Raw genomic sequence first — 25,791 nt, forward strand, 5'->3', positions numbered from 1 at the left:
GAAGGCGTCAACCGTTAATTTCATAAAAATCAAAAAGATCGCTTCAGATGCTCGCCGACGCCTTGCCACCCTGGCACCTATATTAAGAAGCCCCAAAACAAAAGCGGGGAGGCCTACCGGCCTCCCCGCTTCTATATAGCTAAACCACCAGGCGATCACTCCGCCTTGAGGCTGACCCGGGCAAACGCCTTCTTGCCCGCCTGGCACACATGGGTCGCGCCAATCACGAACATGAAGTCACGGTCGACCACCGCGCCATCCACCTTGACCGCACCAGCGCCGAGCAGATCCCGCGCCTGCGCCGAGTTCTTCACCAGGCCAGCCCGGTTCAACACGGCGGCGATCGGCAGATCTTCAGCGGCAGCCACTTCGATCTCCGGCAGATCCTCCGGCAATTCGCCTTCCTTCATGCGGTTGCCCGCGGCACGGTGCGCATTGGCCGCAGCTTCTTCACCATGGAAGCGAGCCACGATCTCCTCAGCCAGCTTGATCTTGATGTCGCGCGGGTTGGCGCCGTTCTCGACGTCCGCCCGGAACTGATCGATCTCTTCCATCGAACGGAAGCTCAGCAGTTCGAAGTAACGCCACATCAAGGTATCGGGAATCGACACAAGCTTGCTGTACATCACCCCGGGCGCTTCCTGGATGCCAACATAATTGCCCAGCGACTTGGACATCTTCTTCACGCCATCCAGCCCTTCGAGCAGCGGCATGGTGACGATATTCTGCGCCTCCTGACCGTAGGCGCGTTGCAGCTCGCGCCCCATCAGCAGGTTGAACTTCTGGTCGGTGCCACCCAGCTCGACATCGGCCTTCAAGGCGACGGAGTCGTAACCCTGCACCAGCGGATAGAGGAACTCATGGATCGCGATCGGCTGGTTGGTGGTGTAGCGCTTGTCGAAGTCGTCGCGCTCGAGCATGCGCGCCACAGTGTACTGCGAGGCCAGGCGAATGAAGTCGGCAGGCGTGAGCTTGTCCATCCAGGTGGAGTTGAACGCCACCTCGGTCTTGGCCGGGTCGAGGATCTTGAACACTTGCTGCTTGTAGGTCTCAGCGTTGTCCAGCACCTGCTCGCGGGTCAGCGGCGGACGGGTGGCGCTCTTGCCGCTCGGGTCGCCGATCATGCCGGTGAAGTCGCCGATCAGGAAGATGACCTGATGCCCCAGTTCCTGGAACTGGCGCAGCTTGTTGATCAGCACCGTGTGCCCCAGGTGCAGGTCGGGCGCGGTTGGATCGAAGCCCGCCTTGATGCGCAGCGGTTGGCCACGCTTGAGCTTCTCCACCAGTTCCGATTCGACCAGTACCTCTTCCGCACCGCGCTTGATAAGCGCCAGCTGCTCTTCAACCGACTTCATAGACAGACCCGCAACGCTAGGATTCAAGGGGAGCCAACCATACAAGATCGGCCATCAAATACAAGTTTCGCAAAGGTTTGTGACCCGAACGGCGCACCGCAACGTCTACGCGCCCTTGCGTGACAATGGATTTGGTTATATTTTATACAGTTATTTCATCTTCATCATGTCATTCATCTTTTCCATTTCACCTTTTTCAAAGTCACCTCACCTATGACCAACGAAACGCCTAAAGCGCCCCCGCTTTATCCGAAAAGCCATCTGTTGGCCGCAAGCGGCATTGCCGCCCTCCTCAGCCTGGCCTTGCTGGTCTTCCCTTCCAGCGAAGTGGAAGCCAAGAAAACCACCCTCAGCCTGGAGCTCGAGAGCCCGGCAGAACAGCTCAAGGACGAGTCCCGCAGCGCCCCCCTGGTAGAGGCCGGGCAGAGCAGCGACTCGCCATTCGCACAGATCGACGGCGCCGAGCCCGAAACCGCCAAGGCAGAACCGGCGCCAGCCCCCGCCGCCAAGTCGGAAGAAAAGGCCCCGGGCCACCGCGAAGTGGTGGTCAGCCGCGGCGATACGCTTTCCACCCTGTTCAACAAGGTCGGCCTGCCGGCCAACGCCGTCCACGACGTGCTGGCGAGCAACAAGCAGGCCAAGCAGTTCAGCCAGCTCAAGCACGGCCAGGTGCTGCAGTTCGAACTGGACAAGGACGGCCAGCTGACCAGCCTGCACAGCAAGGTCAGCAACCTCGAGACCATCCGCCTGAACAGGACCGACAAGGGCTTCGCCTTCGAGCGCGAGGTCAGCAAGCCGGTGGTCCGCACCGCCTACGCCCATGGCGTGATCAAGAGCTCGCTGTCCGCCTCCGCCCAGCGCGCCGGCCTGTCCCACAGCATGACCATGGACATGGCGCGCATCCTCGGCTACGACATCGACTTCGCCCAGGACATCCGCCCTGGCGACGAATTCGACGTGGTCTACGAGCAGAAGATGATGGACGGCAAGGTGGTCGGTACCGGTAACATCCTCTCCGCCCGCTTCACCAACCGCGGCAAGACCTACACCGCCGTGCGCTACACCAACAAGCAGGGCAACACCAACTACTACACCGCCGACGGCAACAGCCTGCGCAAGGCGTTCATCCGCACCCCGGTGGACTTCGCCCGCATCAGCTCGCGCTTCTCGGCCGGGCGCAAGCACCCGATCCTCAACAAGATCCGTGCGCACAAGGGCGTCGACTACGCCGCGCCGCGCGGCACGCCGATCAAGGCCGCCGGCGACGGTCGCATCGAACTGGCCGGCCGCCGCGGCGGCTACGGCAACACCGTGATCATCGCCCATGGCAATTCGTACAAGACCCTCTACGGCCACATGCAGGGCTTCGCCAAGGGCATCAAGACCGGTTCCAGCGTCAAGCAGGGGCAGATCATCGGCTACATCGGCACCACCGGCCTGTCGACCGGCCCGCACCTGCACTACGAGTTCCAGGTCAACGGTGTCCACGTCGACCCGTTGAGCCAGAAGGTGCCGATGGCCGACCCGATCGCCAAGGCCGAGCGCCAGCGCTTCAACCAGCAGAGCCAGCCCCTGATCGCCCGCATGGATCAGGAAAAGGCCACCCTGCTCGCCGCCAACAAGCGCTGACATGGCGCTCTACCTGGGGGTGATGTCCGGCACCAGCCTCGATGGCCTGGACATCGCCCTGATCGAGCAAGACGAGCAGCTGCGGCTGCTCGCCACCCATTACATCCCCATGCCCGTCGACCTGCGCCAGGACCTGCTCGGCCTCTGCGCCAGCGGCCCCGACGAGATCGCCCGTGCGGCCCTGGCGGAAAACCGCTGGGCCACCCTGGCGGCCCAGGGCATCAATCACCTGCTGTCCACTCAGGGCCTGGCGCCCGACGCCATCCGCGCCATCGGCAGCCACGGCCAGACGGTTCGCCATGAGCCGGCCCGTGGCTTCACCGTGCAGATCGGCAACCCGGCCCTGCTGGCCGAACTCACCGGCATCTGCGTGGTGGGCGACTTCCGTCGTCGCGACGTGGCGGCGGGCGGCCAGGGGGCGCCCCTGGTACCGGCGTTTCACGAGGCCCTGTTCGGTCATCTCGGCCAGCGCCTGGCGATCCTCAACGTGGGTGGCTTCAGCAACCTGAGCCTGATCGAACGCGAGCAGCCGGTGCATGGCTTCGACTGCGGCCCGGGCAATGTGCTGCTGGATGCCTGGATCGAACGCAAGCAAGGCCAGGCTTTCGATGCCGACGGCGCCTGGGCGGCCAGCGGCAGCGTCCGGCAGGACCTGCTGAGCGCCCTGCTGAGCGATCCGTTCTTCGCCGGCAGCGGCCCGAAGAGCACTGGCCGCGAAGTCTTCAACCTGCCCTGGCTGGACGCCCATCTGGCGCGCCTGCCGGCGTACCGTGACGAAGATGTCCAGGCCACCCTGCTGGAGCTGACGGCGCGCAGCATCATCGACTCGCTGCGCCAGGCCCAGGACGGCACCGAGGCCCTGCTGGTCTGTGGCGGAGGTGCGCGCAACGGTGCATTGATGGCGCGCCTGGCGGCCCTGCTGCCGGCTGCCAAAGTTGCAAGCACCGCCGCACATGGCGTGGACCCGGATTGGGTCGAGGCCATGGCCTTCGCCTGGCTGGCCCATTGCTGCCTGGAGGGCATCCCGGCCAACCGCCCAAGCGTGACCGCCGCCCGCGGCCTGCGCATCCTCGGCGCAATCTACCCCGCCTGAACATCCGCCAGAATGCAAAACGCCGCGCAATTGCGCGGCGTTTTCACAGCAGGGTCCGGATCAGATCGAGAACGACGAACCGCAACCGCAGGTAGTGGTTGCGTTCGGGTTCTTGATCACGAAGCGCGAGCCTTCCAGGCCTTCCTGGTAGTCGACTTCGGCGCCCGCCAGGTACTGGTAGCTCATCGGGTCGACGACCAGCGCAACACCTTCGCGCTCGACGATGGTGTCGTCGTCGGCCACGTCTTCATCAAAGGTGAAACCGTACTGGAAGCCCGAGCAGCCGCCGCCGGTCACGAACACACGCAGCTTCAGCCGCTCGTTGCCCTCTTCGCTGACCAGGGTTTTCACCTTGTGCGCAGCCCCGGGAGTGAACTCCAAAGCCGTGGGGGTGAAGGTTTCGACGCTCATGTTGATTCTCCCGGCGCAGTGCCGCCATAAAACTCGATGGCGGGTATTATCCGCTTGTCCGAGAAAATCGGTCAAGAATTGTGCGGCTTTAGTCGCCCCCCATGAAAAAGGCCCGCGCGAGGCGGGCCCTGGCAACGACCGGCGGCTTACGGCAGCAGCCCGGCGTGGGACAGACCCATGCGCTCGTCGAGGCCGAACAGGATGTTGAGGTTCTGCACCGCCTGGCCCGACGCGCCCTTGACCAGGTTGTCGATCACCGACAGCACCACCACCAGGTCACCGCCCTGAGGCCGGTGCACGGCGATACGGCAGACGTTGGCACCGCGCACGCTGCGGGTTTCCGGATGGCTGCCGGCTGGCATCACGTCGACGAACGGTTCATTGGCGTAGCGTTTCTCGAACAGCGCCTGCAGGTCGACCGAGGTATCGGCGACCGTCGCGTACAGGGTGGCATGGATGCCACGGATCATCGGTGTCAGGTGCGGCACGAAGGTCAGGCCGATGTCCTTGCCCGCAGCCTGGCGCAAGCCCTGGCTGATCTCCGGCAGGTGACGGTGGCCCTTGACCGCGTAGGCCTTCATGCTCTCCCCAGCCTCGCAGAACAGCGAACCTACAGCGGCGCCACGACCGGCGCCACTGACGCCCGACTTGCAGTCGGCGATCAGCCGCGATGGGTCGGCCAGACCGGCCTCCAGCAGCGGCAGCAAACCCAGCTGGGTGGCGGTCGGGTAGCAACCCGGTACGGCGATCAGGCGTGCCTGGCGGATCTTCTCGCGGTTCACCTCGGGCAGGCCGTAGACGGCATCCTTGAGCAGCTCTGGCGCGCCATGGGGCTGACCGTACCACTTGCCCCATTCGGCGGCGTCCTGCAGGCGGAAGTCGGCGGAGAGGTCGATGACCTTGGTGCCGGCCGCCAGCAGTTCGCCCGCCAGGGCATGGGCAACACCGTGGGGGGTGGCGAAGAACACCACGTCGCAGGCCGCCAGGGTCTTGCTGTCCGGCACGCTGAACGCCAGGCCGTCGTAGTGGCCGCGCAGGTTCGGGTACATGTCGGCAACCGCCACGCCCGCTTCGGATCGCGAAGTGATGACCGCCACTTCGGCCTGTGGGTGCTGCGCCAGCAGACGCAGCAGTTCGACACCGGTGTAACCCGTGCCGCCAACGATACCGACCTTGATCATGACGCTTGCCCCTTATCAACGAGACCACTGGAAAGCGCACGATAATAGGGGCCAAGGGCGTCTGTAACAACTCTTGGGATGACCCTTCGGGCCCTTGGCCTCTACTATCTGACGACCGTGAAAACCTGAAGGAACTCCCCATGCTCTATCTATGGATCAAGGCGCTGCATATCGTCAGCGTGGTCTGCTGGTTCGCCGGCCTGTTCTACCTGCCACGCCTGTTCGTCTATCACGCCCAGAGCCAGGACAGCATCAGCCTCGAGCGCTTCACCACCATGGAGCGCAAGCTGTACCGGGGCATCATGAATCCGGCGATGATCGCCACCTACGTGTTCGGCGGCTGGATGCTATACCTGAACCCCGGCTGGCTGAGCCAGGGCTGGCTCCACGCCAAGCTCACCCTGGTGGCCCTGCTCACCGTCTACCATCACATGTGCGGCGCCCAGCGCAAACGCTTCGCCGCCGGCACCAACACCCGCAGCCATGTGTACTACCGCTGGTTCAACGAGGCACCGGTGCTGATGCTGCTGGGCGTCGTAATTCTCGTGGTGGTCAAACCGTTCTGACGATATCCACCCGCCTACAGGAGTTTCGCCATGTCCCTGCCCGCCTCGCTCGAACAACGCCTGCGCCTGCCCCTGGTGGCGGCGCCGATGTTCCTGATCTCCAATCCCCAGCTGGTGCTCGCCTGCTGCGCCAATGGCGTGGTGGGCAGCTTCCCTGCCCTGAACCAGCGTGACAGCGCAGGGTTCAAGGCCTGGCTGGAGGAGATCGAGGCCGGGCTGGCCGAGCTGCAGGCGCCTGCGCCCTATGCGGTCAACCTGATCGTGCACCCGACCAATCCGCGCCTGCAGGCCGACCTGGCACTGTGCGTCGAACATCGCGTGCCCATCGTCATCACCAGCCTCGGCGCGGTGAAGGAGGTGGTCGACGCGGTGCACGGCTATGGTGGCCTGGTGTTCCATGACGTGACCACCCGTCGCCACGCCGAGAAGGCCGCCGAGGCCGGCGTCGACGGGTTGATCGCCGTGGCCGCCGGCGCCGGCGGACATGCCGGAACCTGGAGCCCGTTCGCCCTGGTCGCGGAGATCCGCCAGTTCTTCGACAAGACCCTGCTGCTGGCCGGCTGCCTGAACCATGGCCATGAACTGCTGGCCGCGCAATTGCTGGGGGCCGACCTCGGCTACATGGGCACCCGCTTCATCGCCACCCGCGAGAGCCAGGCCCAGGATGCCTACAAGCAGATGATCCTGGGCGCCGGGGCCGCCGATATCGTGCATACCCCGGTGGTGTCCGGCATCCCCGCCAGCTTCCTGCGCCAGAGCCTGGAACAGGCCGGCTACGACCTGGCGGCGCTGAAGAGCGGCCATGACGCCGGCAAGCTCAAGCCACTGGATGACGAGGCCAAGGCCTGGAAGACAGTCTGGTCGGCCGGCCAGGGTGTCGGCGAGATCCATGACCTGCCCAGCGCCGGCGAGCTGATCGGGCGCCTGCAGGACGAGTACCGGGCCGCCCTGGCGCGCAGCCAGCAGCTGCGCAGCAACGCCTTGTAGCAAATCGGCCAGGCTGTACACTAGGCGCCCCTTACGCCCCAGGAGCCTTGCATGACCCGTTACGCCATGATCACCGGAGCTTCCAGCGGCCTGGGCCTGGCCCTGGCGGAAGCCCTGGCACGGCGCGGGCGCAACCTGATCCTGGTGGCGCGCCAGCGCGAGACGCTGGAGCCGGTGGCCATAGAACTCACCCAACGCTTTGGCGTGGAAGTGCTGTTCCGTGCCTGCGATCTCAGCCAGCCTCTGCGCCTGTCGGGCTTCGTCCTCGAGCTGGAGGAAGGCGAGCGGCGCATCGACCTGCTGGTGAACTGCGCGGGGCAGCGCACCTATGGGCCGTTCCTGGCCCATGAATGGGCCGATGAACAGGATCTGCTGGAGGTCAACATCCTTGCCCTCAGCCGCCTGTGCCACGCCATTGGCAACCTGATGGCGATCCAGGGCGGCGGGCAGATCCTCAACGTCGCGGGGTTGACCGGGGTCGCACCGGGCCCGTGGATGGCCGCCTACGCGGCGAGCAAGGCCTATGTACTGAGTTTTTCCGAGGCCCTGCGCGAGGAGCTGCGGCGCACCGGGATCAAGGTCTCGGTGCTGTGCCCGGGGCCGGTGCGCTCGGCCAGGCGCCGCATCCCACGGCTCGACGGTAACAGCCGCTGCCTGAGCCCCGAGGAAATCGCCCTGTACACCGTCCGCGCCCTGGACAAGAACCGCGCGCTGATCCTGCCCGGCCGGCGCAACCGCTGGCTGGCCTTCGCCCCGCGCCTGCTGCCGCGCTGGCTGACGCGCAAGCTGGCCGGGCTGATCCATCGCCGCTATTGCCCGATCGGCATGGAATAGCCACTGGGCGAGCGGCGGCGGGCTCAGTACACTCAGCCCCGACACTCACCATGGAGCACGTGCTGTGGACGATTTATTCCTCAGAATCATCAACCGGGAGATCCCGGCGAAGATCATCTACGAAGACGACCAGGTCCTGGCCTTCCACGATATCGCCCCCCAGGCCCCGGTCCATTTCCTGGTCATCCCGAAGAAACACATCCGCACCCTCAACGACCTGACCGAAGAGGACAAAGGCCTGGCCGGCCACATCCTGTTCACCGCCCAGCGCCTGGCCCGGGAACTCGGCTGCGAAGAGGGCTTCCGCGTGGTGATGAACTGCAACGAGCAGGGCGGCCAGACCGTCTACCACATCCACATGCACGTGCTTGGCCAGCGCCAGATGCACTGGCCGCCGGGCTGATCCAAGGCAAGCCTGTCCAGGGGTATTGAGGTAGACTGTCGGGCATCACTTCAGCGGAGGTGCCCGATGGCTACCGAACGTCACTACTCGCCGCTCGACCGCTTGTTGCTGCAGGCCGATACCGCCATGCGCACCTTGCTGCCCTTCAGCGGCCAACCCGCCCGCCCATCCCCGGCGATCGTCCAGCCGGACGCCGAACTCGACGAGCAGCAGACCCGCCATATCGCCGGCCTGATGCGCATCAACCACACCGGCGAAGTCTGCGCCCAGGCGCTGTACCAGGGCCAGGCCCTGACCGCCAAGCTGCCCCAGGTGCGCAAGGCCATGGAGCATGCGGCGGAAGAAGAAATCGACCACCTGGCGTGGTGCGAACAACGCATTCGCCAGCTCAACAGCCACCCCAGCGTGCTCAACCCGGTGTTCTACGGCCTGTCGTTCGGCATCGGCGCCCTCGCCGGCCTGGTCAGCGACAAGGTCAGCCTGGGCTTCGTCGCCGCCACCGAGCATCAGGTGTGCAAGCACCTGGACGAACATCTGGAGCAGATCCCCGAGAACGACGGCAAGTCCCGCGCCATCCTCGAACAGATGCGTGTCGACGAGGAACACCACGCCGAGTCCGCGCTGGAAGCCGGCGGCTACCGTTTCCCGGCCCCCGTGCGCTTCGGCATGAGCCTGCTGGCCAAGGTCATGACCAAGAGCACCTACCGAATCTGAGACGCGCACCATGGAACGTTTCGACGCCAGGGACCTGGCACGCGCCGTGAGCGCCGGCGTGCTGCACCCGGGGCAGGACCAGGCCTTGCTGGCCTTCCTGCGCCAGCAGCCGGAAAGCCGCGCCAGCTTCCAGCTGGCCCATGTGGCGTTCTACTTCGGCGCACTGCTGATCATGGGTGCCATGGGCTGGCTGCTCACCGAGGCCTGGATGCGCATAGGCGACGGTGCACTGCTGGCCATCGCCCTGCTCTATATCGCCGGGATCACCCTGTTCGCCCTGTCGCTGCAGCGACGCAACCAGCCTGTCGCCGCTGGCGTGCTGGCCGCCGTGGCGGTCAGCATCGTGCCGCTGGCGGTGTTCGCCATCGAGCGCCTGGCAGGCTGGTGGCCGCTGGACGACGCCCAGGGCGACTACCACCAGTACTACACCTACGTGCAGGGTGGCTGGTTGGCGATGGAGGCAGCGACGGTACTGGCTGGGCTGCTGATGCTGCGCCTGATTCCCTTCCCTTTCATCGTCATGCCGATCGCGGTGGCCCTGTGGTTCATGTCCATGGACCTGAGCGAGTGGTTCCATGGCGACCTGTTCAGCTGGGAGCAACGGCGCACGGTCTCGCTGTGGTTCGGCCTTGGCCTGCTGCTGGTATTCCTGGTGATCGACGGACGCACCCGTCGGGACTACGCCTTCTGGGGCTATCTCGCCGGCCTTGCGGCGTTCTGGGGCGGGCTGACGCTGATGGACAGCGGCAGCGAGTGGGGCAAGGCGCTGTACTGCCTGATCAACCTGGGGCTGATGGGCCTGGCCGTCCTGCTGCGCCGCCCCGTGTTCATGGTGTTCGGGGCGATGGGGGTGGCGGCCTATCTGGGCTATCTGTCCTACGAGGTGTTCGCCGATTCCCTGTTGTTCCCGGTCATACTGACCTTGATCGGCCTCGGCGTGATCGGTCTCGGCGTGCTGTACCAGAAGCGACGTGAGGCATTGAGCGAGCAGCTTCGGGCACAGCTACCCGAACGCCTGTTGCAACTGCTGCCGGCATTGCGTCGCTGAACATGGGACGATCGCTCACCCGGCTGCTGCAGGGCCTTGGCCTGATCCCGGTCGCCTATCTGTTCGTTTGCCTGATGGTCGCAGATGTCGGGCAAAGCACTTTCAGCCTGGAACTGCCGACACTTACCGACCCTGACAGCAACAGCACCGCCGAGCTGATGCTCGGCACACTGCCCGCGCAGCTGCTGTTCCTGCTGCTCAGCGTGTTTTTAGCCAGCCGCCAACTGCTGGTCGGCACGTTCGTGCTCGCTGGCACGTTGGCTGCGTGGCTGCAGTGCCAAGTGTTTGCCGAACACTTCGGCACCACTTGGAGCAGCAGCGAAATCCTCATCCTGCTCGGGGTGAATACGCCCTGGCTGGTGCTTGCGCTGATCCCGGGGCTCGCGTTGCTGCTAGGTGTCGAACGCCTGCACAAGCAAAGCGCCTGACCGGCAGGCGCTGCCTTCGATCAACCGAGTTCGACGATCTCGTAACCGTGCGTGATCTCGACGCCCGCGCGATCCAGCATGATCGAGGCCGAGCAGTACTTCTCCGCCGACAACTCGACCGCACGCTTGACCTGCGCCTCCTTCAAGCCGCGGCCCTTGACCACGAAGTTGAGGTGGATCTTGGTGAACACCTTCGGGTCTTCACTGGCGCGTTCGGCTTCCAGGAAGGCCTCGCAGCTTTCCACGGCCTGGCGCGACTTCTTGAGGATGCTGACCACGTCGAAACTGCTGCAGCCACCCAGGCCGAGCAGGAGCATCTCCATCGGGCGCACGCCCAGGTTGCGACCTCCGGCTTCGGGTGGGCCATCCATGACCACGACATGGCCGCTCCCCGACTCGCCGAGGAACATCGCTTCACCGGCCCACTGGATGCGTGCCTTCATCTATCCGGACTCCCGATTTCGTAAAAGGGTGTCAGCTTAGACCTTGCGAGGCTGTCGGAAAAGCTCAAGCCGCGTCGCTTTTGTGCCGATTCAAGTTGAAGTGTCTGATAAGCTGGCGCCAAATGACTGGCGCATGCTGCCAGGCGCCTCTATAAAAAGCCAATGCGTCGCATCGAACAGGATTTCGTGATGGTCTCCTCAGCCCTGCCACCCAAGATCAAGAACATCGACAAGCTGCTGGCCCACTGCCAGCGCCGTCGCTACGCCGCCAAGAGCAACATCATCTGTGCCGGTGACCGGGCCGAGACCTTGTCGTTCATCATCAAGGGCTCGGTGACCATCCTGATCGAGGACGACGACGGCCACGAGATGATCATCGCCTACCTCAACAGCGGTGATTTCTTCGGCGAGCTGGGGCTGTTCGAGCCGGCCGGCCAGGAACATCAGCGCAGCGCCTGGGTGCGTGCCAAGACCGAGTGCGAAGTGGCCGAGATCGGCTACGACAAATTCCGTGAGCTGGTACGCCTGGAGCCGGAAATCCTCTATGCCCTGGGCAGCCAGATGGCCCAGCGCCTGCGCAACACCACCCGCAAGGTCGGCGACCTGGCGTTCTTCGATGTCACCGGGCGGGTCGCCCGCTGCCTGCTCGACCTGTGCAAGCAACCCGACGCCATGACCCACCCCGACGGCATGCAGATCAAGATCACCCGCCAGGAGATCGGTCGTATCGTCGGTTGTTCACGGGAGATGGTCGGCCGCGTCCTCAAGGACCTCGAGGAGCGCAGCCTGGTGCAGGTCAAGGGTAAAACCATGGTGGTCTACGGCACCCGTTAGGCTCTGTACGAAATGTATCTGCACTCGCCCATACTGCGTTGAAACGGGGCTCGGAATGCTCATGTACTCCAGTACAGTCGGGCGCGACCCCGGCCGTTCCTCCCCCCGTTTCGCCTTGTCTGGCCTTCGCGCAGACACATTTCGTACAGACCCTAATCCTTCGGCAGCTCCGCCAGCACTTGCTTGTATGCCTGGCTCAAGCGCTCGAACCAGGGAGCCGCAGGCGCCACCTCGTGCAGGGCGATATGGCTGTCGGCACGGCAGCGCTGCTCCAGTTCGCAACACTCATTGAAGCGGTTGACCGCCGCGACCATCGATTCGCGTTCGTTGTCCAGCAACAGCGCGCCATGCACCAGCACCACCGGGCGCTTGCCCCCCAGCCCCTGGCGCCAGCGCTGGGCCGTGCCGACCAGCTTGCGGCCATTGAGGTTGACGTTGTAGCGGCCATCGCAAAAGGCGCCGTCAATCTCCCCCACCGAGGCAACACCACCCCACTCGCGCAGGACATCGCACAGCGGCAGGCACAGACGCTCGTAGGCATTCTCAATGCGGCCCTGGTCACCCTCGCTACGCGGGGCCACATAGACCAGTGCCACGTTGACGGTCGCATGGGATTGCGGCACCGGCTCGCCACCGGTTTCGCGCAGCAGCACCGGCCAGCCGGCGATGGCCAGCTCGGCGCAGGCGGCCTCGAAGTTGTCCAGGCGACTCATGCGCCGGGGCATGACCAAGGCATGGTCGGTCGGGCGCCAGAACAGCACGCCGGATTCGCGCTCGCCGCGGCAGACGGCGGCCAGCAGGTCCTGTTCGGCGTGCAGGCCTTGTTCGACGGTAAGGGCCAGGGGTTGATCGGTCATTGATCCACCTTTGATGTGATGTTCACCGGCTTCATCGCGGGGCAAGCCCGCTCCCACGTTGGGACGGTGCCCCGCAATGAAGCTCTCGAATACAAAAAAGCCGGCAAACGATGCCGGCTCTCTGTTCGATCAGTCCAGTTGCTGAACGGTCTTCTTCACCTGTTCGGGGAAGAACAACCGCTGCAGCTCCAACCCTGGCTGCTCGGCGCGCATGAACGCCTCGCCGACCAGGAACGAATACACCTCGTTGATTTCCATCAGCTCGACATCGGCACGGTTGAGGATGCCGCTCTCGGTGATGGCCAGGCGATCGCGGGGGATGCGCGGCAGCAGGTCGAGGGTAGTCTCCAGGCTGACTTCGAAGGTATGCAGGTTGCGGTTGTTGACCCCGACCAACGGTGTGTCGAGGGTCTTCAACGCACGCTCCAGCTCATCGCCGTCATGCACTTCGACCAGCACGTCGAGGCCGACGTCCTTGGCGGTGGCGGCCAGCTCGGCCATCTTCACGTCGTCCAGCGCCGAGACGATCAACAGCACGCAGTCGGCGCCCAGGGCACGGGCTTCGACGATCTGGTACGGATCGACCATGAAGTCCTTACGGATCACCGGCAGCGAAACGGCGGCACGCGCCTGCTGCAGGTAAACGTCGGCGCCCTGGAAGTAGTCCACGTCGGTCAGCACCGACAGGCAGGTCGCCCCACCCTTCTCGTAGCTGACGGCAATCTCCGCCGGCACGAAGTTTTCGCGGATCACGCCCTTGCTTGGCGAGGCCTTCTTGATCTCGGCGATCACCGCCGGCTGCTTGCGCGCAGCCTGTTCGATCAATGCCTTGGCAAAGCCACGGGGCGCATCGGCCACCTTGGCCAGGCGCTCGAGCTCCCCCAGGCTGACCCGCGCGCTGCGCTCGGCCACTTCCTGGAATTTGCGGGCGATGATTCTTTCCAGCACCGTCGGTACGCTCATGCTTCGTTCTCCACCTTGAATACCGCGGTAAAGGCGCCCAGCTCCTGCAGTTTCTCCCAGGCCAGGCCGGTGTGCAGCACATCGTGGGCCAGTTCGACACCCTGGGCCAGGGTCATCGCGTGGTCGGCGGCGTACAGCGCTGCGCCAGCGTTAAGAACAATCATCTCGGCGGCCTTCTGGCCGTTCTCGGTCTTGCGTCGGCCCAGGGCGTCACGGATCAGCTCCAGCGAAGCCTGCGGCCCCTCGACCGCCAGGCCATGCAGGCTCTGGCTCTTCATGCCGAGGTCTTCCGGCTCGACCCAGTACTCGGTGATCTGGTCATTCTTCAGTTCGGCGACAAAGGTCGGCGCGGCCAGGCTGAACTCGTCCAGGCCGTCCTTCGAATGCACCACCAGCACATGCTTGCTGCCCAGGCGCTGCAGCACCTCGGCCAACGGGCGGCACAGGGCCTGGGTGAAGACCCCGACCACCTGGTGTTTCACGCCGGCCGGATTCGTAAGCGGGCCGAGCATGTTGAACAGGGTACGCAGCCCCAGATCGCGACGAGGGCCGGCGGCGTGCTTCATGGCACTGTGATGGGTCTGGGCGAACATGAAGCCGATGCCGAGGCTGTCGATGCAGCGGGCGACCTGCACCGGGGTCAGGTTCAGGTAGATACCGGCGGCTTCCAGAAGGTCGGCACTGCCGCTCTTGCCGGAGACGGCACGGTTGCCATGCTTGGCCACGGTGCAGCCGGCGGCCGCCAGGACAAAGGCCGAAGCAGTCGACACATTGAAGATATTGGCGCCATCGCCACCGGTGCCGACGATGTCGACCACGCCGTCGAGGGTCTTCAGCTCGACCTTGTCGGCCAGCTCACGCATCACCGACACCGCGCCGACGATCTCGTCGATGCTCTCGCTCTTCATGCGCATGCCCATGAGGAAAGCGCCGATCTGCGCCTCGCTGCACTGGCCGGTCATGATCTGGCGCATGACGTCGCGCATTTCCTCGGTGGACAAATCCAGGTGGCCGACGATACGGCTCAAAGCGGTCTTGATATCCATGATCGGTCCTTAACGGCGTCCGCCGGTCTGTTTGAGGAAATTGGCGAACAGCTCGTGGCCCTGCTCGGTGAGGATGGATTCGGGGTGGAACTGTACCCCTTCGACGTTCAGGGTTTTATGACGCAGGCCCATGATTTCGTCGACAGTACCGTCTTCGTGGGCGGTCCAGGCGGTCACTTCCAGGCAGTCGGGCAGGGTTTCGCGCTTGACCACCAGCGAGTGGTAGCGGGTCACGGTAAGCGGGTTGTTCAGGCCGGCGAATACGCCCAGGTCACGGTGCAGCACCGGGCTGGTCTTGCCATGCATCACCTGGCGGGCGCGCACCACGTCGCCGCCGAAGGCCTGGCCGATGGACTGGTGGCCCAGGCAAACGCCCAGGATCGGCAGTTTGCCGGCAAAATGCAGGATGGCCTCGATGGAGACCCCGGCTTCGCTCGGCGTGCACGGGCCCGGGGAGACGACGATGCGCTCGGGGTTCAGGTCTTCGATCTGGGCGATGGTCATTTCGTCATTGCGAATGACCTTGACCTCGGCACCCAGCTCGCCAAGGTACTGCACGACGTTGTAGGTGAAGGAGTCGTAGTTGTCGATCATCAGTAACATCTGCAACGAACCTCTTGAATACTGACTTTTGATTCGAGCCTTCCGCTGCCGCTCATGAATGCGGCCGAACCCGCACGGGGCGGTTGACGGAACAAGTGGGGAAGGCAAACGGGGACGGGCCGGGCGAACCGGCAGGAGAAAAAGTCAGGCGCGCCAACGCCAACGGGCGACGGCCTTGATAACGCGCATCAAGAGTTTGCTGACGATCAACACAGGGTAGGTCTCGTTCATACGTTCCGGGACAGTAACCTACCGGGACGGCGGGTGCAATATGCCCCTAAACACAGGAAAAACATTGCCATGCTGGGCAAAGACCGGCGATTTGCTATGTTCATGCGGCTTGCCTTCATAAAAACAACGAAAAGGATATTCATGCATGCGCAAGACCCCCTTCCTGCACGCCACCGTCGGCATGCTCGCCCTCGCCTGCAGCCAGGCCATCATGGCCGCGCCCTCCCCCTACTCCTCACTCATTGTCTTCGGTGACAGCCTCAGCGACGCCGGGCAGTTCCCCGACCTGACCGGCGGCACGCCAGGCATGCGCTTCACCAACCGCGATGCCAATGGCAACTACGCGCCGGTGTCGCCGATGATCCTGGGTGGCAGGCTGGGCTTTTCCGGAACCAGCCTGGGCCCCTCGACGTCGCTGACCAACCAGCTGCAAGGCACGCCGGACGGCAACAACTGGGCCGTGGGCGGCTACACCACGCAGCAGATCCTCGACTCGATCACCGACACCTCGCAAGCCGTCATCCCACCTGGGCGCCCCGGCGCCGGCACGGTACTGCGCGAGCGTGACGGCTACCTGGCCAACGGCCTGCGGGCCGATCCCAATGCCCTGTACTACCTGACCGGTGGCGGCAACGACTTCCTCCAGGGCCTGGTCAACAGCCCCGCCGGCGCGGCCGCCGCTGGTGCCCGCCTGGCGGCCAGCGCCCAGGCGCTGCAACAGGGCGGCGCGCGCTACATCATGGTCTGGCTGCTGCCGGACCTGGGGCAGACACCGAACTTCAGCGGCACACCCCAGCAAGGGCCGCTGTCGCAGCTGTCCGGCGTGTTCAACCAGTCGCTGGTCAACCAGCTCGGGCAGGTCGACGCCGAGATCATCCCGCTGAATGTCCCGGCACTGCTGCGCGAGGCCCTGGCCAGCCCTGCCCAGTTCGGCCTGGCCGCCGAGCAGAACCTGGTCGGCACCTGCTACAGCGGCGACGGCTGCGTGGGCAACCCGGTCTACGGGGCGAACGGCACGACGCCGGACCCGACTCGGCTGCTGTTCAACGACTCGGTGCACCCGACCATCGCCGGACAGCAACTGATTGCCGACTATGCCTATTCGATCCTCGCCGCGCCCTGGGAACTGACCCTGCTGCCGGAAATCGCCCACGCCAGCCTCCGCGCCCACCAGGATGAACTGCGCAACCAGTGGCAAACGCCCTGGCAGGCGGTCGGTCAATGGCAGGCGTTCGTCGCCACCGGCGGCCAGGACCTGGACTTCGGCAGCCAGCGCAGCGCCGCCAGTGGCGACGGGCGCGGCTACAACCTGACCCTCGGCGGCAGCTATCGGCTGGATGACGCCTGGCGCGTGGGGCTGGCGGCGGGCGTGTACCGGCAAAAGCTCGAGGCCGGCCAGGAAGATTCCGACTACAAGCTCGACAGCTACCTGGCCAGCGCCTTCGCCCAGTTCCGTCAGGATCGCTGGTGGGCCGACGCGGCACTGACCGCCGGGCACCTGGACTACCGCGACCTCAAGCGCACCTTCGCCCTGGGGATTGGAGAGCGCAGCGAGAAAGGCGACAGCGATGGCGAGGCCTGGGCCGTCACCGGCCGGGTGGGCTACAACCTGGCGGCCGAGAGCAGCCGCTGGCAACTGGCGCCGTTCATCAGCGCCGATTATGCGCGGGTCAAGGTCGATGGGTATGACGAGAAAAGCGGGCGCTCGACCGCGCTTGGCTTCGATGACCAGGAGCGCACGTCGCGGCGCCTTGGCGTGGGAGTTCTTGGCAGTGTGCAGGTGCTGCAGGGCACGAAGCTGTTCGCCGAGGTCGCCCGGGAGCACGAGTTCGAGGATGACCAGCAGGACCTGCGCATGCACCTGACCAGCCTGCCGGCGAACGACTTCACCTTGACCGGCTATACGCCGCACAGCAACCTGACCCGCGCCAGCCTGGGGCTGACCCATGAGCTGGTGCCGGGGGTGAACCTGCGAGGTAACTACAACTGGCGCAAGAGTGATGAATTGACCCAGCAAGGGGTGAGCCTGGGGGTCAGCGTCGACTTCTAGATCTTTGGGGCCGCTCTGCGGCCCATTCGCGGCTAAAGCCGCTCCTACAGGTACTACGCCAACCTGTTAGGGCTTTAGCCGCGAATGGGCTGCAAAGCAGCCCCAATCGATCTACTTGGCGGTGGTCTGCTCGGCCAGCGCCACCGCGCGGAACATCGCCCGCCGCTTGTTGATGGTTTCTTCCCACTCCAGCGCCGGCACCGAGTCGGCGACGATGCCGCCACCGGCCTGCACATGCAGTTCGCCGTCCTTGATCACCGCGGTACGGATGGCGATGGCGGTATCCATGTTGCCGTTCCAGGCAAAGTAGCCCACCGCGCCACCGTAGACACCGCGCTTGACCGGCTCCAGCTCGTCGATGATCTCCATGGCGCGGATCTTCGGTGCGCCGGAGAGGGTACCGGCCGGCAGGATCGCCCGCAGCGCGTCCATGGCCGTCAGCCCCTCATTCAGCTGGCCGGTGACGTTGGACACGATATGCATGACGTTCGAGTATCGCTCGATCACCATTTTTTCGGTCAGACGCACGCTGCCGGTGGCCGACACGCGGCCCACATCGTTGCGGCCCAGGTCGATGAGCATCAGGTGCTCGGCGATTTCCTTGTCGTCCGACAGCAGGTCGTCTTCCAGCGCCCGGTCGGCTTCTTCGGTGGCGCCCCGCGGACGGGTGCCGGCGATCGGCCGCACGGTGACCAGGTTATCCTCGACCCGCACCAGCACTTCCGGCGAACTGCCGACCACATGGAAGTCGCCGAAGTTGAAGAAGTACATGTACGGCGTCGGGTTGAAGCAGCGCAGCGCCCGGTACAGGTCGATGGGCGCAGCCTTGAAGTCGATGGACATGCGCTGGGACGGCACCACCTGCATGCAGTCGCCGGCCAGGATGTACTCCTTGATGCGGCCCACGGCGCTTTCGTAGTCGGCTTGTGTGTAGCTGGAGCGGAACGCCGGCTCGGCGGCCATCGGCCCGCTCAGGTCCAGGCCACGGCGCGGGGTGATCGGCTGGCGCAGGGTCTCCAGAAGCCCCTGCAGGCGGGCCTGCCCTTGCTCGAAGGCCTGCGTCTCGGCCGGGTCGACCAGCACGATGGCGTGCATCTTGCCCGCCAGGTTGTCGAACACCACCACGGCATCGGAGACCATCAGCAGGATATCCGGCACCCCCAGCGGATCCGGGTTGGGGCTGGCACCCAGGCGTTTTTCCACATAGCGCACGCAGTCGTAGCCGAAATAGCCCACCAGGCCACCGTTGAAACGTGGCAAGCCAGGAATGTCGGCGACCTTGTAGCGATCCTTGAACGCCTCGACGAAGGCCAGCGGATCCTCGACGTCGTGGCTTTCCACCTCGACGCCATCCTGCAGGATGCTGACGTGGTAACCGTGCACGCGCAGCACGGTGCGCGACGGCAGGCCGATCATCGAATAGCGGCCCCACTTCTCGCCGCCCTGCACGGACTCGAGCAGGTAGGAGTTGGGTTGGTCGGCCAGCTTCAGGTAGATCGACAGCGGCGTGTCGAAGTCGGCCAGGGTTTCGCAGGCCAGGGGAATGCGGTTGTAGCCGGCAGCGGCCAGGCGCAGGAATTCTTCGCGGGTCATGTGTAGCCTCGGGGCAAGCAGCAATGGGGAGCGGGCAAACGGATGTACCGGCAGGCGCCGGTGGGCAGGCGTCAGGCGCGCCAGCGCCAGCGGGCCAGGGCCTTGATGACTTTCATCCAGAATTTGCCGGTAACCACCACGTTGTTGTCTCTGCTTTGCGGGGCTTGAAGGTCCGCCAACGTTATCCCAGTGTCGGTGACTAAGCAACCGGGCAGCAGCAGGCGCAGGTCGTCGATGACCAGGCTGGGCGACTCGTCGTCGATCGGCCGGCCATGGTTGTAGCCGTAGCTCAGGCCGACGCACTGGACGCCGGCGGCCTTGGCGGCCAGCACGTCGCTGCGCGAATCGCCGACGAACAGCGATTGTTCGGCACTGACGCCGGCCATCTTCATGACGAACAGCAGCGCCGCCGGGTCGGGCTTCTTCTGTGGCAGGGTGTCGCCGCCGATGATCCAGCGGAAATAGCGACCGATCTTCATCTGGTCGAGCAAGGGGGCGACGAAGCGTTCGGGCTTGTTGGTGATCAGCGCCATCTCCACGCCCTGCTTGCGCAGCCAGCGTAGGGTATCGCGCACGCCGGGGTAGACCACGGTGAGTTCATGGTTGTCGGCATAGGCTTCCATGAACAGCGCCAGCGCGCGCTCGGCCAGCTCGTCGTCCACCGCGGCGTGATCGATATCGCCGGCCAGGGCCCGGCGCACCAGCACCTGGGCGCCGTTGCCGACCCAGTGGCGCACCGCCTCCAGGCCTGCGGGCGGGCGCCCGAGTTCGAGCAGCGTGCGGTCGACGGCTGCGGCCAGGTCGGGTACCGAATCGATCAGGGTGCCATCCAGATCGAACATCACCAGCCTGGGCAGTGTCCCCGGGAACAGCTGCTCGAAGCCGCTCATGCGCGTGCCAGCGCCATTTCGGCACGCATCTTGTCGATGACTTCCTTGTAGTCCGGGGCGTTGAAGATCGCCGAGCCGGCCACGAAGGTGTCAGCGCCGGCGGCGGTGATCTCGCGGATGTTGCCTACGTTGACGCCGCCGTCGATCTCCAGGCGGATGTCACGGCCGCTGGCATCGATCAGGGCGCGGGCCTCGCGCAGCTTGTCGAGGGTGCCGGGGATGAACTTCTGCCCGCCGAAGCCTGGGTTGACGCTCATCAGCAGGACCATGTCGACCTTGTCCATCACGTACTTCAGCGCATCCAGGCCGGTGGCCGGGTTGAACACCAGGCCGGCCTTGCAGCCGCCGTCGCGGATCAGTTGCAGCGAGCGGTCGACGTGCTGGGAGGCTTCCGGGTGGAAGGTGATGTAGGTGGCGCCGGCCTCGATGAAGTCGCCGATGATGCGGTCGACCGGGCTGACCATCAGGTGCACGTCGATCGGCGCGGTCACGCCGTACTTGCGCAGGGCGCTGCAGACCATCGGGCCGATGGTCAGGTTGGGCACGTAGTGGTTGTCCATGACATCGAAGTGGACGATGTCGGCCCCGGCGGCCAGGACCTTGTCGACGTCCTCGCCCAGGCGGGCGAAATCGGCGGACAGAATGGAGGGGGCAATAGCGTAGGGCTGCATGGCGCACCTGTTGGGCAGAATCACGGTGGCGCGCATTGTAACTCAGGGAAGCGGATGAGGGCTGATTGGTATCAATTGCCCCCCCTTTCGCGGCACAAGGCCGCTCCTGCAGGAGACCGCGATCCCTTGTAGGAGCGGCCTTGCGCCGCGAAAGGAGGGCAAAGCCCTCCCCACAGTCAGGCCGGCTGCTGGGTCCTCAGCTTCTCGCTGCGCCCGCGCAGCCACTCCAGGGTCAGCAGCAGGATCACCGAGAAGGCGATCAGCAAGGTGGCCGCCGCCGCGATGGTCGGGCTCAGGTTCTCGCGAATGCCGCTGAACATCTGCCGTGGCAGGGTCGCCTGCTCGGGCCCTGCGAGGAACAGGGTCACTACCACCTCATCGAACGACGTGGCGAAGGCAAACAGCGCCCCGGAGATCACCCCGGGGGCGATCAACGGCAAGGTCACCCGACGGAAGGCCAGCAATGGCGAGGCCCCCAGGCTGGCCGCCGCGCGCACCAGGTTGTAGTTGAAGCCCTGCAGCGTAGCCGACACGGTGATGATCACGAACGGCACGCCCAGCACCGCGTGCACCAGGATCAGCGAGGTGAAGCTGTTGCCCATGCCCAGCGGGGCGAAGAACAGGTAGCTGGCCACGCCGATGATCACCACCGGCACCACCATCGGCGAGATCACCAGCGCCATCACCAGCGACTTGCCGGGAAAGTCACCGCGAGTCAGGCCGATGGCCGCCAGGGTGCCGAACACCATGGCCAGCACCGTGGCCGCCGGGGCGACGATGATGCTGTTCTTCAGGGCGCGCATCCATTCGGCGGAAGCGAAGAAGTCCTGGTACCAGTGCAGCGAGAAACCTTGCAGCGGGTACACCAGGAAGCTCCCGCTGTTGAACGACAGCGGGATGATCACCAGCACCGGCAGCACCAGGAACAGCAGGATCAGACCGCACAGGATGCGCAGGCTGTAGAACCACACCCGTTCCACGGGCGACATGTAGGGGCTCAGCATGACAAGGCTCCTCAACTCAGGCGCAAGCGGCTGGCGCCGACCAGCCAGCTATAGATCAGGTACAGCAGCACGGTCGCCAGCAGCAACAGCCCGCCCAGGGCGGTGGCCATGCCCCAGTTGATGCTGGTGTTGGTGTAGAAGGCGACGAAGTAGCTGACCATCTGGTCGTTCGGGCTGCCCAGCAGCGCCGGGGTGATGTAGTAGCCGATGGCCAGGATGAAAACCAACAGGCAGCCTGCGCCAACACCGGCATAGGTCTGCGGGAAGTAAACCCGCCAGAAACTGGCGAACGGATGGCAACCCAGGGAAATCGCCGCGCGCATGTAACTGGGCGAAATACCCTTCATCACGCTGTACAGCGGCAGGATCATGAACGGCAGCAGGATGTGCACCATCGAGATGTACACGCCGGTACGGTTGAACACCAGTTCCAGCGGTTGGTCGATGATGCCGATGGCCATCAGCGCGCTGTTGATCAGCCCGCCCGACTGCAACAGCACGATCCACGCCGCCACCCGCACCAGGATCGAGGTCCAGAACGGCAGCAGCACCAGGATCATCAGCAGGTTGCTTTGCCGGGTCGGCAGGTTGGCCAGCAGGTACGCCAACGGGTAGGCCAGCACCAGGCAGATGGCGGTGATAACCACGCCCATCCACAGGGTGCGGGCAAAGATATCCAGGTAGATGGCCTGGTCCGGCGTGGCCTTGGCCAGTTCGCCGAGGTCGTCGATGCGGTGATCGACGGAGGCCAGCAGGTAGAAAGAGGTGACCGTGCTGGTGTTGCGGCGGATCGCCTGCCAGTAGGCCGGGTCACCCCAACGCTCGTCCAGCGCTTGCAGGGCATCTTTATAGGACGCGGGCTCGGCCTTGAACGGCAGCGCACGCGCGGTCTTGGCCAGCAGGCTGCGGTAGCCGGCCAGCTCCATGTTCAGGCGCTTGGAAAGGTCGCCCAGGGTCTGGTTCTTGCGCGACTCGGCCAGGTCCTGGCTGAGGGCTTTGTAGACCTCCTCGCCGGGCAGGCTCTTGCCGTCCCACTGCGCCACCGCCTCGACGGTGCGCGGCAGGCCAGCGACCACCTCGGGGTTGCCGACGCTCTTGTACAGCAGCGCCGCGATTGGCACCAGGAACACCAGCAGGAGGAACAGCGCCAGCGGCGCGATCAACGCCTGGGCCTTCCAGCGGTTGACCCGCTCGGCATGCTTGAGGCGCTGCTTGAGGCTTTTACCCGCGCCTTCGTTGAGGGGCACTGCAATGGCCATGGCGAACTCCGGGAAATCAGGGAAACATTGAGGCCGCTTCAAAAGGACAGCGGTGATCTCAGGCTTGACGCGCTAACTGTAGGAGCGGCCTTGTGCCGCGAAAGGGCTGCAACGCAGCCCCAGCATCTTGTGCATCACGGCTGAGTCCTGGGGCCGCTTCGCAGCCCTTTCGCGGCACAAGACCGCTCCTACAGGCCTCAGGGATCGAGCCCCTACTTCTTCGCCGCCCAGGCGTTGAAGCGTTGCTCCAGCTGTTCGCTGTTGTCGGCCCAGAAGGCCACGTCGATCTGCACCTGGTTGGCGATGTTCTCCGGCGTGGTCGGCATGTCCTTCTTCACCGCATCGGCCAGCAGCGGGACGGCCTTGGAATTGGCCGGGCCGTAGGCGATGTTCTCGGAGTAGGTCTTCTGCTGTTCGGGCTGGACGGTGTAGGCGATGAATTTCTTCGCCGCGTCCACATCCTTGGCGCCTTTCGGGATGGCCCAGGCGTCGAAGTCATAGATGCCGCCGTTCCACACCACCTTGAGGTTGCTTTCTTTCTGCACCGCGGCGATACGGCCGTTGTAGGCCGAACTCATGACCACGTCACCCGAGGCCAGATACTGTGGTGGCTGGGCACCGGCTTCCCACCACTGGATGCTCGGCTTGAGTTCGTCGAGCTTCTTGAAGGCGCGGTCCTGGCCTTCCTTGGTGCCGAGCACCTTGTACACCTCTTTCGGCGCGACGCCGTCGGCCATCAGGGCGAACTCGAGGGTGTACTTGGCGCCCTTGCGCAGGCCGCGCTTGCCCGGGAATTTCTTGGTGTCCCAGAAGTCAGCCCAGCTGGTCGGAGCGGTCTTAAGTTTGTCAGCGTTGTAGGCCATCACCGTGGACCACACGAAGAAACCGACGCCGCATGGCTGGATGGCGCCTGGTACATAGTCGCCCTCGTCACCGAACAGGGCCGGATCGAGTTCCTCGAACATGCCTTCGTCGCATCCACGGGCCAGCTCTGGCGATTCGACCTCCACAAGGTTCCAGGACACGCTCTTGGTGTCGACCATGGCCTTCACCTTGGCCATCTCGCCGTTGTACTCACCGGCGACGATCTTGCCCTTGCCAGCCTTCTCCCACGGCTCGTAGAACGCCTTGGTCTGGGCCGCCTTGTTGGCGCCGCCAAAGGAGATCACGGTCAGGTCGGCCGCCAGGGCCTGGCCGGCGGCGAACAGCCCCAGGGCCAGGGCGGTCAGTTTCAACTGCTTGCGCATTATTATTCTCTCCACAGTTCAGGGTTGGTGAAGCAAACCATCAATGGGCTTCGGCAATCGGATCGAGCGCGCGAGCGTGCTCCACCTCCCAGCCCAGCGGGACCACATCGCCCACGGCCAGGGCCGGATCGAGCTCGGCGATCGGCTGCTTGACGAAGAAATCAGCCTTGCCGCAGACCTCCAGGCGCACCCGCACGTGGTCGCCCAGATAGATGAACTCGGCCACCCGGCCGGAGAATCGGTTCACGCAGCGTTCGCTGTGGCCGTTCAGGCGCACGCGCTCCGGGCGGATCGACAGGGTCACTGGCTCGCCGGCCTGGCCTACGTTCACCGCCAGCGCCTCGACCCGCTCGCCCCGGGCCAGCTGCACCTGGCAACGATTACCGTCACTGGCCAGCAGGGTGCCGTTGAGGCGGTTGTTCTCACCGATGAAGTTGGCGACGAAGGTGTTGCGCGGCTCTTCGTAGAGGGTACGCGGGTCGGCGATCTGCTGGATCTCGCCCTGGTGGAACACCGCCACCCGGTCGGACATGGTCAGCGCCTCGCCCTGGTCGTGGGTCACGTAGACCACGGTCACGCCCAGGCGCTGGTGGATATGCTTGATCTCCATCTGCATGTGTTCGCGCAGTTGCTTGTCCAGGGCGCCGAGCGGTTCGTCCATCAGCACCAGCTGCGGCTCGAACACCAGGGCACGGGCCAGGGCCACGCGCTGCTGCTGGCCCCCGGAGAGCTGGCCTGGGTAGCGCTTGGCGAAGGCGTCGAGCTGGACCATGCCAAGCACGCGCTTGACCCGTTCGCTGATGTCGGTCTTGCTCAGGTTGCGCACGGTCAGCGGGAAGGCCAGGTTCTCGGCCACGGTCATGTGCGGGAACAGCGCGTAATTCTGGAACACCATGCCGATGTCACGCTTGTGCGGCGGCACATTGTTGATCGAGCGTCCGGCCAGCTGGATCTCACCGGCGGTGGGGGTCTCGAAGCCGGCCAGCATCATCAGGCTGGTGGTCTTGCCCGAGCCGGACGGGCCGAGCAGGGTCAGGAACTCGCCCTTGCGGATGTCCAGGTTGAGGTCCTTGACGATCAGCGATTCGCCGTCGTAGCTCTTCTGCACACCTCGGAAGCTGACCAGCGTCTCGTTCGAATTCGCCTCGCTCATGCCCTGCACCTTCTTGTTGGAATGACTGCGTGGGCACAGCGTAGAAGAGGCGCAAGCGCCCGGAAATCGGGGGGGCTGAGAGATTGCCATCATCCGGATGGAAGACTTGCTGTAAGGATTGCCCTACATTAATGACGCTTTCAGGACAGACACATTCCCATGTAGGAGCGGCCTTGCGCCGCGAAAGGGCTGCGAAGCAGCCCCGGGCTTCAGCTTGCTGGGGCTGCTCTGCAGCCCTTTCCGGCCGGTCCGACGCCTCGGCAAGGCCGCTCCTACAGCCGAAACGTGCAAGCTGAGT

Annotated in this window: 26 protein-coding genes; 11 read left to right on the forward strand and 15 right to left on the reverse strand. The window is 64.8% G+C overall.

Annotated features, from left to right (window positions below; genetic code table 11):
* Positions 1–155 precede the first annotated feature (155 nt).
* Positions 156–1,355 carry a tyrosine--tRNA ligase gene (gene tyrS / locus V0R62_RS20420; RefSeq protein WP_050703547.1) on the reverse strand — a complete coding sequence of 400 codons (1,200 nt, stop codon included), beginning with the start codon at positions 1,353–1,355 and terminating at the stop codon, positions 156–158.
* A gap of 213 nt (positions 1,356–1,568) precedes the next feature.
* Here tyrS and V0R62_RS20425 point away from each other — a divergent pair, with 213 nt between their 5' ends.
* Both V0R62_RS20425 and V0R62_RS20430 read left to right on the forward strand, forming a co-directional pair.
* Complete coding sequence (locus tag V0R62_RS20425; RefSeq protein ID WP_330104988.1) at positions 1,569–2,984, forward strand: peptidoglycan DD-metalloendopeptidase family protein; 1,416 nt, start codon at positions 1,569–1,571, stop codon at positions 2,982–2,984.
* A 1-nt stretch (position 2,985) separates the two neighbouring features.
* The gene (locus V0R62_RS20430) at positions 2,986–4,077 is read left to right on the forward strand and encodes an anhydro-N-acetylmuramic acid kinase (protein WP_330104989.1); all 1,092 of its coding nucleotides are present in this window, start codon (positions 2,986–2,988) and stop codon (positions 4,075–4,077) included.
* A gap of 60 nt (positions 4,078–4,137) precedes the next feature.
* Here V0R62_RS20430 and erpA read toward each other — a convergent pair whose 3' ends face one another.
* Positions 4,138–4,488 (reverse strand): iron-sulfur cluster insertion protein ErpA, encoded by a 351-nt coding sequence (erpA, locus tag V0R62_RS20435; protein WP_050703544.1) that lies wholly within the window; start codon positions 4,486–4,488, stop codon positions 4,138–4,140.
* Positions 4,489–4,634: 146 nt separating this feature from the next.
* Complete coding sequence (gene argC, locus V0R62_RS20440; protein WP_186731668.1) at positions 4,635–5,669, reverse strand: N-acetyl-gamma-glutamyl-phosphate reductase; 1,035 nt, start codon at positions 5,667–5,669, stop codon at positions 4,635–4,637.
* A 140-nt stretch (positions 5,670–5,809) separates the two neighbouring features.
* Between argC and hemJ the strand changes: the two genes are divergently transcribed.
* From hemJ to V0R62_RS20475, 7 genes are all read left to right on the forward strand, one after another.
* The gene (gene hemJ, locus V0R62_RS20445; protein WP_050703542.1) at positions 5,810–6,235 is read left to right on the forward strand and encodes a protoporphyrinogen oxidase HemJ; all 426 of its coding nucleotides are present in this window, start codon (positions 5,810–5,812) and stop codon (positions 6,233–6,235) included.
* Positions 6,236–6,265: 30 nt separating this feature from the next.
* Entirely contained in the window at positions 6,266–7,222 is a 957-nt protein-coding gene (locus V0R62_RS20450) for an NAD(P)H-dependent flavin oxidoreductase (protein ID WP_330104990.1), read from the forward strand.
* 51 nt (positions 7,223–7,273) lie between these two features.
* Positions 7,274–8,056: an SDR family NAD(P)-dependent oxidoreductase gene (locus V0R62_RS20455; protein WP_330104991.1), complete on the forward strand. Its 783-nt coding sequence runs from the start codon at positions 7,274–7,276 to the stop codon at positions 8,054–8,056.
* A 64-nt stretch (positions 8,057–8,120) separates the two neighbouring features.
* Positions 8,121–8,459 carry a histidine triad nucleotide-binding protein gene (locus V0R62_RS20460; protein WP_110734636.1) on the forward strand — a complete coding sequence of 113 codons (339 nt, stop codon included), beginning with the start codon at positions 8,121–8,123 and terminating at the stop codon, positions 8,457–8,459.
* A gap of 66 nt (positions 8,460–8,525) precedes the next feature.
* A complete protein-coding gene (gene coq7 / locus V0R62_RS20465; protein WP_330104992.1) occupies positions 8,526–9,173 on the forward strand; it encodes a 2-polyprenyl-3-methyl-6-methoxy-1,4-benzoquinone monooxygenase in 648 nt (215 codons plus the stop codon).
* A gap of 10 nt (positions 9,174–9,183) precedes the next feature.
* The gene (locus V0R62_RS20470) at positions 9,184–10,221 is read left to right on the forward strand and encodes a DUF2157 domain-containing protein (protein ID WP_094011453.1); all 1,038 of its coding nucleotides are present in this window, start codon (positions 9,184–9,186) and stop codon (positions 10,219–10,221) included.
* Positions 10,222–10,223: 2 nt separating this feature from the next.
* Positions 10,224–10,649 carry a hypothetical protein gene (locus tag V0R62_RS20475; RefSeq protein ID WP_330104993.1) on the forward strand — a complete coding sequence of 142 codons (426 nt, stop codon included), beginning with the start codon at positions 10,224–10,226 and terminating at the stop codon, positions 10,647–10,649.
* A 20-nt stretch (positions 10,650–10,669) separates the two neighbouring features.
* Here V0R62_RS20475 and V0R62_RS20480 read toward each other — a convergent pair whose 3' ends face one another.
* The gene (locus V0R62_RS20480; protein WP_028689009.1) at positions 10,670–11,092 is read right to left on the reverse strand and encodes an OsmC family protein; all 423 of its coding nucleotides are present in this window, start codon (positions 11,090–11,092) and stop codon (positions 10,670–10,672) included.
* 189 nt (positions 11,093–11,281) lie between these two features.
* Here V0R62_RS20480 and crp point away from each other — a divergent pair, with 189 nt between their 5' ends.
* Positions 11,282–11,926, forward strand: a complete 645-nt coding sequence (crp, locus tag V0R62_RS20485; RefSeq protein WP_050703538.1) for a cAMP-activated global transcriptional regulator CRP — start codon at positions 11,282–11,284, stop codon at positions 11,924–11,926.
* A gap of 152 nt (positions 11,927–12,078) precedes the next feature.
* Here the strand turns inward: crp and V0R62_RS20490 are convergent, their stop codons facing one another.
* The 4 genes from V0R62_RS20490 to V0R62_RS20505 all read right to left on the reverse strand — a co-directional run bounded on the left by V0R62_RS20490 (position 12,079) and on the right by V0R62_RS20505 (position 15,395).
* Positions 12,079–12,783, reverse strand: coding sequence for a lipoate--protein ligase family protein (locus V0R62_RS20490; RefSeq protein WP_330104994.1), 705 nt, complete (start codon positions 12,781–12,783; stop codon positions 12,079–12,081).
* A gap of 129 nt (positions 12,784–12,912) precedes the next feature.
* On the reverse strand, positions 12,913–13,746 hold the full coding sequence (trpC, locus tag V0R62_RS20495) for an indole-3-glycerol phosphate synthase TrpC (RefSeq protein ID WP_330104995.1): 834 nt from the start codon (positions 13,744–13,746) through the stop codon (positions 12,913–12,915).
* Positions 13,743–14,792, reverse strand: coding sequence for an anthranilate phosphoribosyltransferase (trpD, locus tag V0R62_RS20500; RefSeq protein WP_186731674.1), 1,050 nt, complete (start codon positions 14,790–14,792; stop codon positions 13,743–13,745). The genes trpC and trpD overlap by 4 nt, the downstream gene beginning before the upstream one ends.
* A 9-nt stretch (positions 14,793–14,801) precedes the next feature.
* Complete coding sequence (locus tag V0R62_RS20505) at positions 14,802–15,395, reverse strand: aminodeoxychorismate/anthranilate synthase component II (protein WP_330104996.1); 594 nt, start codon at positions 15,393–15,395, stop codon at positions 14,802–14,804.
* 376 nt (positions 15,396–15,771) lie between these two features.
* On the opposite strand from V0R62_RS20505, the gene estP reads away from it, so the two are divergent.
* Complete coding sequence (estP, locus tag V0R62_RS20510) at positions 15,772–17,676, forward strand: esterase EstP (protein ID WP_330104997.1); 1,905 nt, start codon at positions 15,772–15,774, stop codon at positions 17,674–17,676.
* Between the two features lie 111 nt (positions 17,677–17,787).
* Here estP and trpE read toward each other — a convergent pair whose 3' ends face one another.
* The 7 genes from trpE to V0R62_RS20545 form a co-directional block, all read right to left on the reverse strand.
* On the reverse strand, positions 17,788–19,269 hold the full coding sequence (gene trpE / locus V0R62_RS20515; RefSeq protein ID WP_330104998.1) for an anthranilate synthase component I: 1,482 nt from the start codon (positions 19,267–19,269) through the stop codon (positions 17,788–17,790).
* Positions 19,270–19,340: 71 nt separating this feature from the next.
* The gene (locus V0R62_RS20520) at positions 19,341–20,159 is read right to left on the reverse strand and encodes a phosphoglycolate phosphatase (protein ID WP_050703527.1); all 819 of its coding nucleotides are present in this window, start codon (positions 20,157–20,159) and stop codon (positions 19,341–19,343) included.
* Positions 20,156–20,830 (reverse strand): ribulose-phosphate 3-epimerase, encoded by a 675-nt coding sequence (gene rpe, locus V0R62_RS20525; protein WP_110734670.1) that lies wholly within the window; start codon positions 20,828–20,830, stop codon positions 20,156–20,158. The genes V0R62_RS20520 and rpe overlap by 4 nt, the downstream gene beginning before the upstream one ends.
* 176 nt (positions 20,831–21,006) lie before the next feature.
* Positions 21,007–21,834, reverse strand: coding sequence for an ABC transporter permease (locus V0R62_RS20530; protein WP_028689019.1), 828 nt, complete (start codon positions 21,832–21,834; stop codon positions 21,007–21,009).
* An 11-nt stretch (positions 21,835–21,845) separates the two neighbouring features.
* Positions 21,846–23,093: an ABC transporter permease gene (locus tag V0R62_RS20535; protein WP_186731676.1), complete on the reverse strand. Its 1,248-nt coding sequence runs from the start codon at positions 23,091–23,093 to the stop codon at positions 21,846–21,848.
* 212 nt (positions 23,094–23,305) lie between these two features.
* Positions 23,306–24,340 (reverse strand): ABC transporter substrate-binding protein, encoded by a 1,035-nt coding sequence (locus tag V0R62_RS20540; RefSeq protein ID WP_330104999.1) that lies wholly within the window; start codon positions 24,338–24,340, stop codon positions 23,306–23,308.
* A gap of 40 nt (positions 24,341–24,380) precedes the next feature.
* On the reverse strand, positions 24,381–25,493 hold the full coding sequence (locus tag V0R62_RS20545; RefSeq protein ID WP_186712693.1) for an ABC transporter ATP-binding protein: 1,113 nt from the start codon (positions 25,491–25,493) through the stop codon (positions 24,381–24,383).
* Between the last annotated feature and the right edge of the window lie 298 nt (positions 25,494–25,791).

It is taken from the genome of Pseudomonas carassii (assembly GCF_036324045.1).
GTDB lineage: Bacteria > Pseudomonadota > Gammaproteobacteria > Pseudomonadales > Pseudomonadaceae > Aquipseudomonas > Aquipseudomonas peradeniyensis.

Bases quoted from the DNA above. Each gene is read 5' to 3' on its own strand.
- tyrS (WP_050703547.1), bottom strand. From the start codon at position 1,355: ATGAAGTCGGTTGAAGAGCAGCTGGCGCTTATCAAGCGCGGTGCGGAA.
- V0R62_RS20425 (WP_330104988.1), top strand. From the start codon at position 1,569: ATGACCAACGAAACGCCTAAAGCGCCCCCGCTTTATCCGAAAAGCCAT.
- V0R62_RS20430 (WP_330104989.1), top strand. From the start codon at position 2,986: ATGGCGCTCTACCTGGGGGTGATGTCCGGCACCAGCCTCGATGGCCTG.
- erpA (WP_050703544.1), bottom strand. From the start codon at position 4,488: ATGAGCGTCGAAACCTTCACCCCCACGGCTTTGGAGTTCACTCCCGGG.
- argC (WP_186731668.1), bottom strand. From the start codon at position 5,669: ATGATCAAGGTCGGTATCGTTGGCGGCACGGGTTACACCGGTGTCGAA.
- hemJ (WP_050703542.1), top strand. From the start codon at position 5,810: ATGCTCTATCTATGGATCAAGGCGCTGCATATCGTCAGCGTGGTCTGC.
- V0R62_RS20450 (WP_330104990.1), top strand. From the start codon at position 6,266: ATGTCCCTGCCCGCCTCGCTCGAACAACGCCTGCGCCTGCCCCTGGTG.
- V0R62_RS20455 (WP_330104991.1), top strand. From the start codon at position 7,274: ATGACCCGTTACGCCATGATCACCGGAGCTTCCAGCGGCCTGGGCCTG.
- coq7 (WP_330104992.1), top strand. From the start codon at position 8,526: ATGGCTACCGAACGTCACTACTCGCCGCTCGACCGCTTGTTGCTGCAG.
- V0R62_RS20470 (WP_094011453.1), top strand. From the start codon at position 9,184: ATGGAACGTTTCGACGCCAGGGACCTGGCACGCGCCGTGAGCGCCGGC.
- V0R62_RS20475 (WP_330104993.1), top strand. From the start codon at position 10,224: ATGGGACGATCGCTCACCCGGCTGCTGCAGGGCCTTGGCCTGATCCCG.
- V0R62_RS20480 (WP_028689009.1), bottom strand. From the start codon at position 11,092: ATGAAGGCACGCATCCAGTGGGCCGGTGAAGCGATGTTCCTCGGCGAG.
- crp (WP_050703538.1), top strand. From the start codon at position 11,282: ATGGTCTCCTCAGCCCTGCCACCCAAGATCAAGAACATCGACAAGCTG.
- V0R62_RS20490 (WP_330104994.1), bottom strand. From the start codon at position 12,783: ATGACCGATCAACCCCTGGCCCTTACCGTCGAACAAGGCCTGCACGCC.
- trpC (WP_330104995.1), bottom strand. From the start codon at position 13,746: ATGAGCGTACCGACGGTGCTGGAAAGAATCATCGCCCGCAAATTCCAG.
- trpD (WP_186731674.1), bottom strand. From the start codon at position 14,792: ATGGATATCAAGACCGCTTTGAGCCGTATCGTCGGCCACCTGGATTTG.
- V0R62_RS20505 (WP_330104996.1), bottom strand. From the start codon at position 15,395: ATGTTACTGATGATCGACAACTACGACTCCTTCACCTACAACGTCGTG.
- estP (WP_330104997.1), top strand. From the start codon at position 15,772: ATGCGCAAGACCCCCTTCCTGCACGCCACCGTCGGCATGCTCGCCCTC.
- trpE (WP_330104998.1), bottom strand. From the start codon at position 19,269: ATGACCCGCGAAGAATTCCTGCGCCTGGCCGCTGCCGGCTACAACCGC.
- V0R62_RS20520 (WP_050703527.1), bottom strand. From the start codon at position 20,159: ATGAGCGGCTTCGAGCAGCTGTTCCCGGGGACACTGCCCAGGCTGGTG.
- rpe (WP_110734670.1), bottom strand. From the start codon at position 20,830: ATGCAGCCCTACGCTATTGCCCCCTCCATTCTGTCCGCCGATTTCGCC.
- V0R62_RS20530 (WP_028689019.1), bottom strand. From the start codon at position 21,834: ATGCTGAGCCCCTACATGTCGCCCGTGGAACGGGTGTGGTTCTACAGC.
- V0R62_RS20535 (WP_186731676.1), bottom strand. From the start codon at position 23,093: ATGGCCATTGCAGTGCCCCTCAACGAAGGCGCGGGTAAAAGCCTCAAG.
- V0R62_RS20540 (WP_330104999.1), bottom strand. From the start codon at position 24,340: ATGCGCAAGCAGTTGAAACTGACCGCCCTGGCCCTGGGGCTGTTCGCC.
- V0R62_RS20545 (WP_186712693.1), bottom strand. From the start codon at position 25,493: ATGAGCGAGGCGAATTCGAACGAGACGCTGGTCAGCTTCCGAGGTGTG.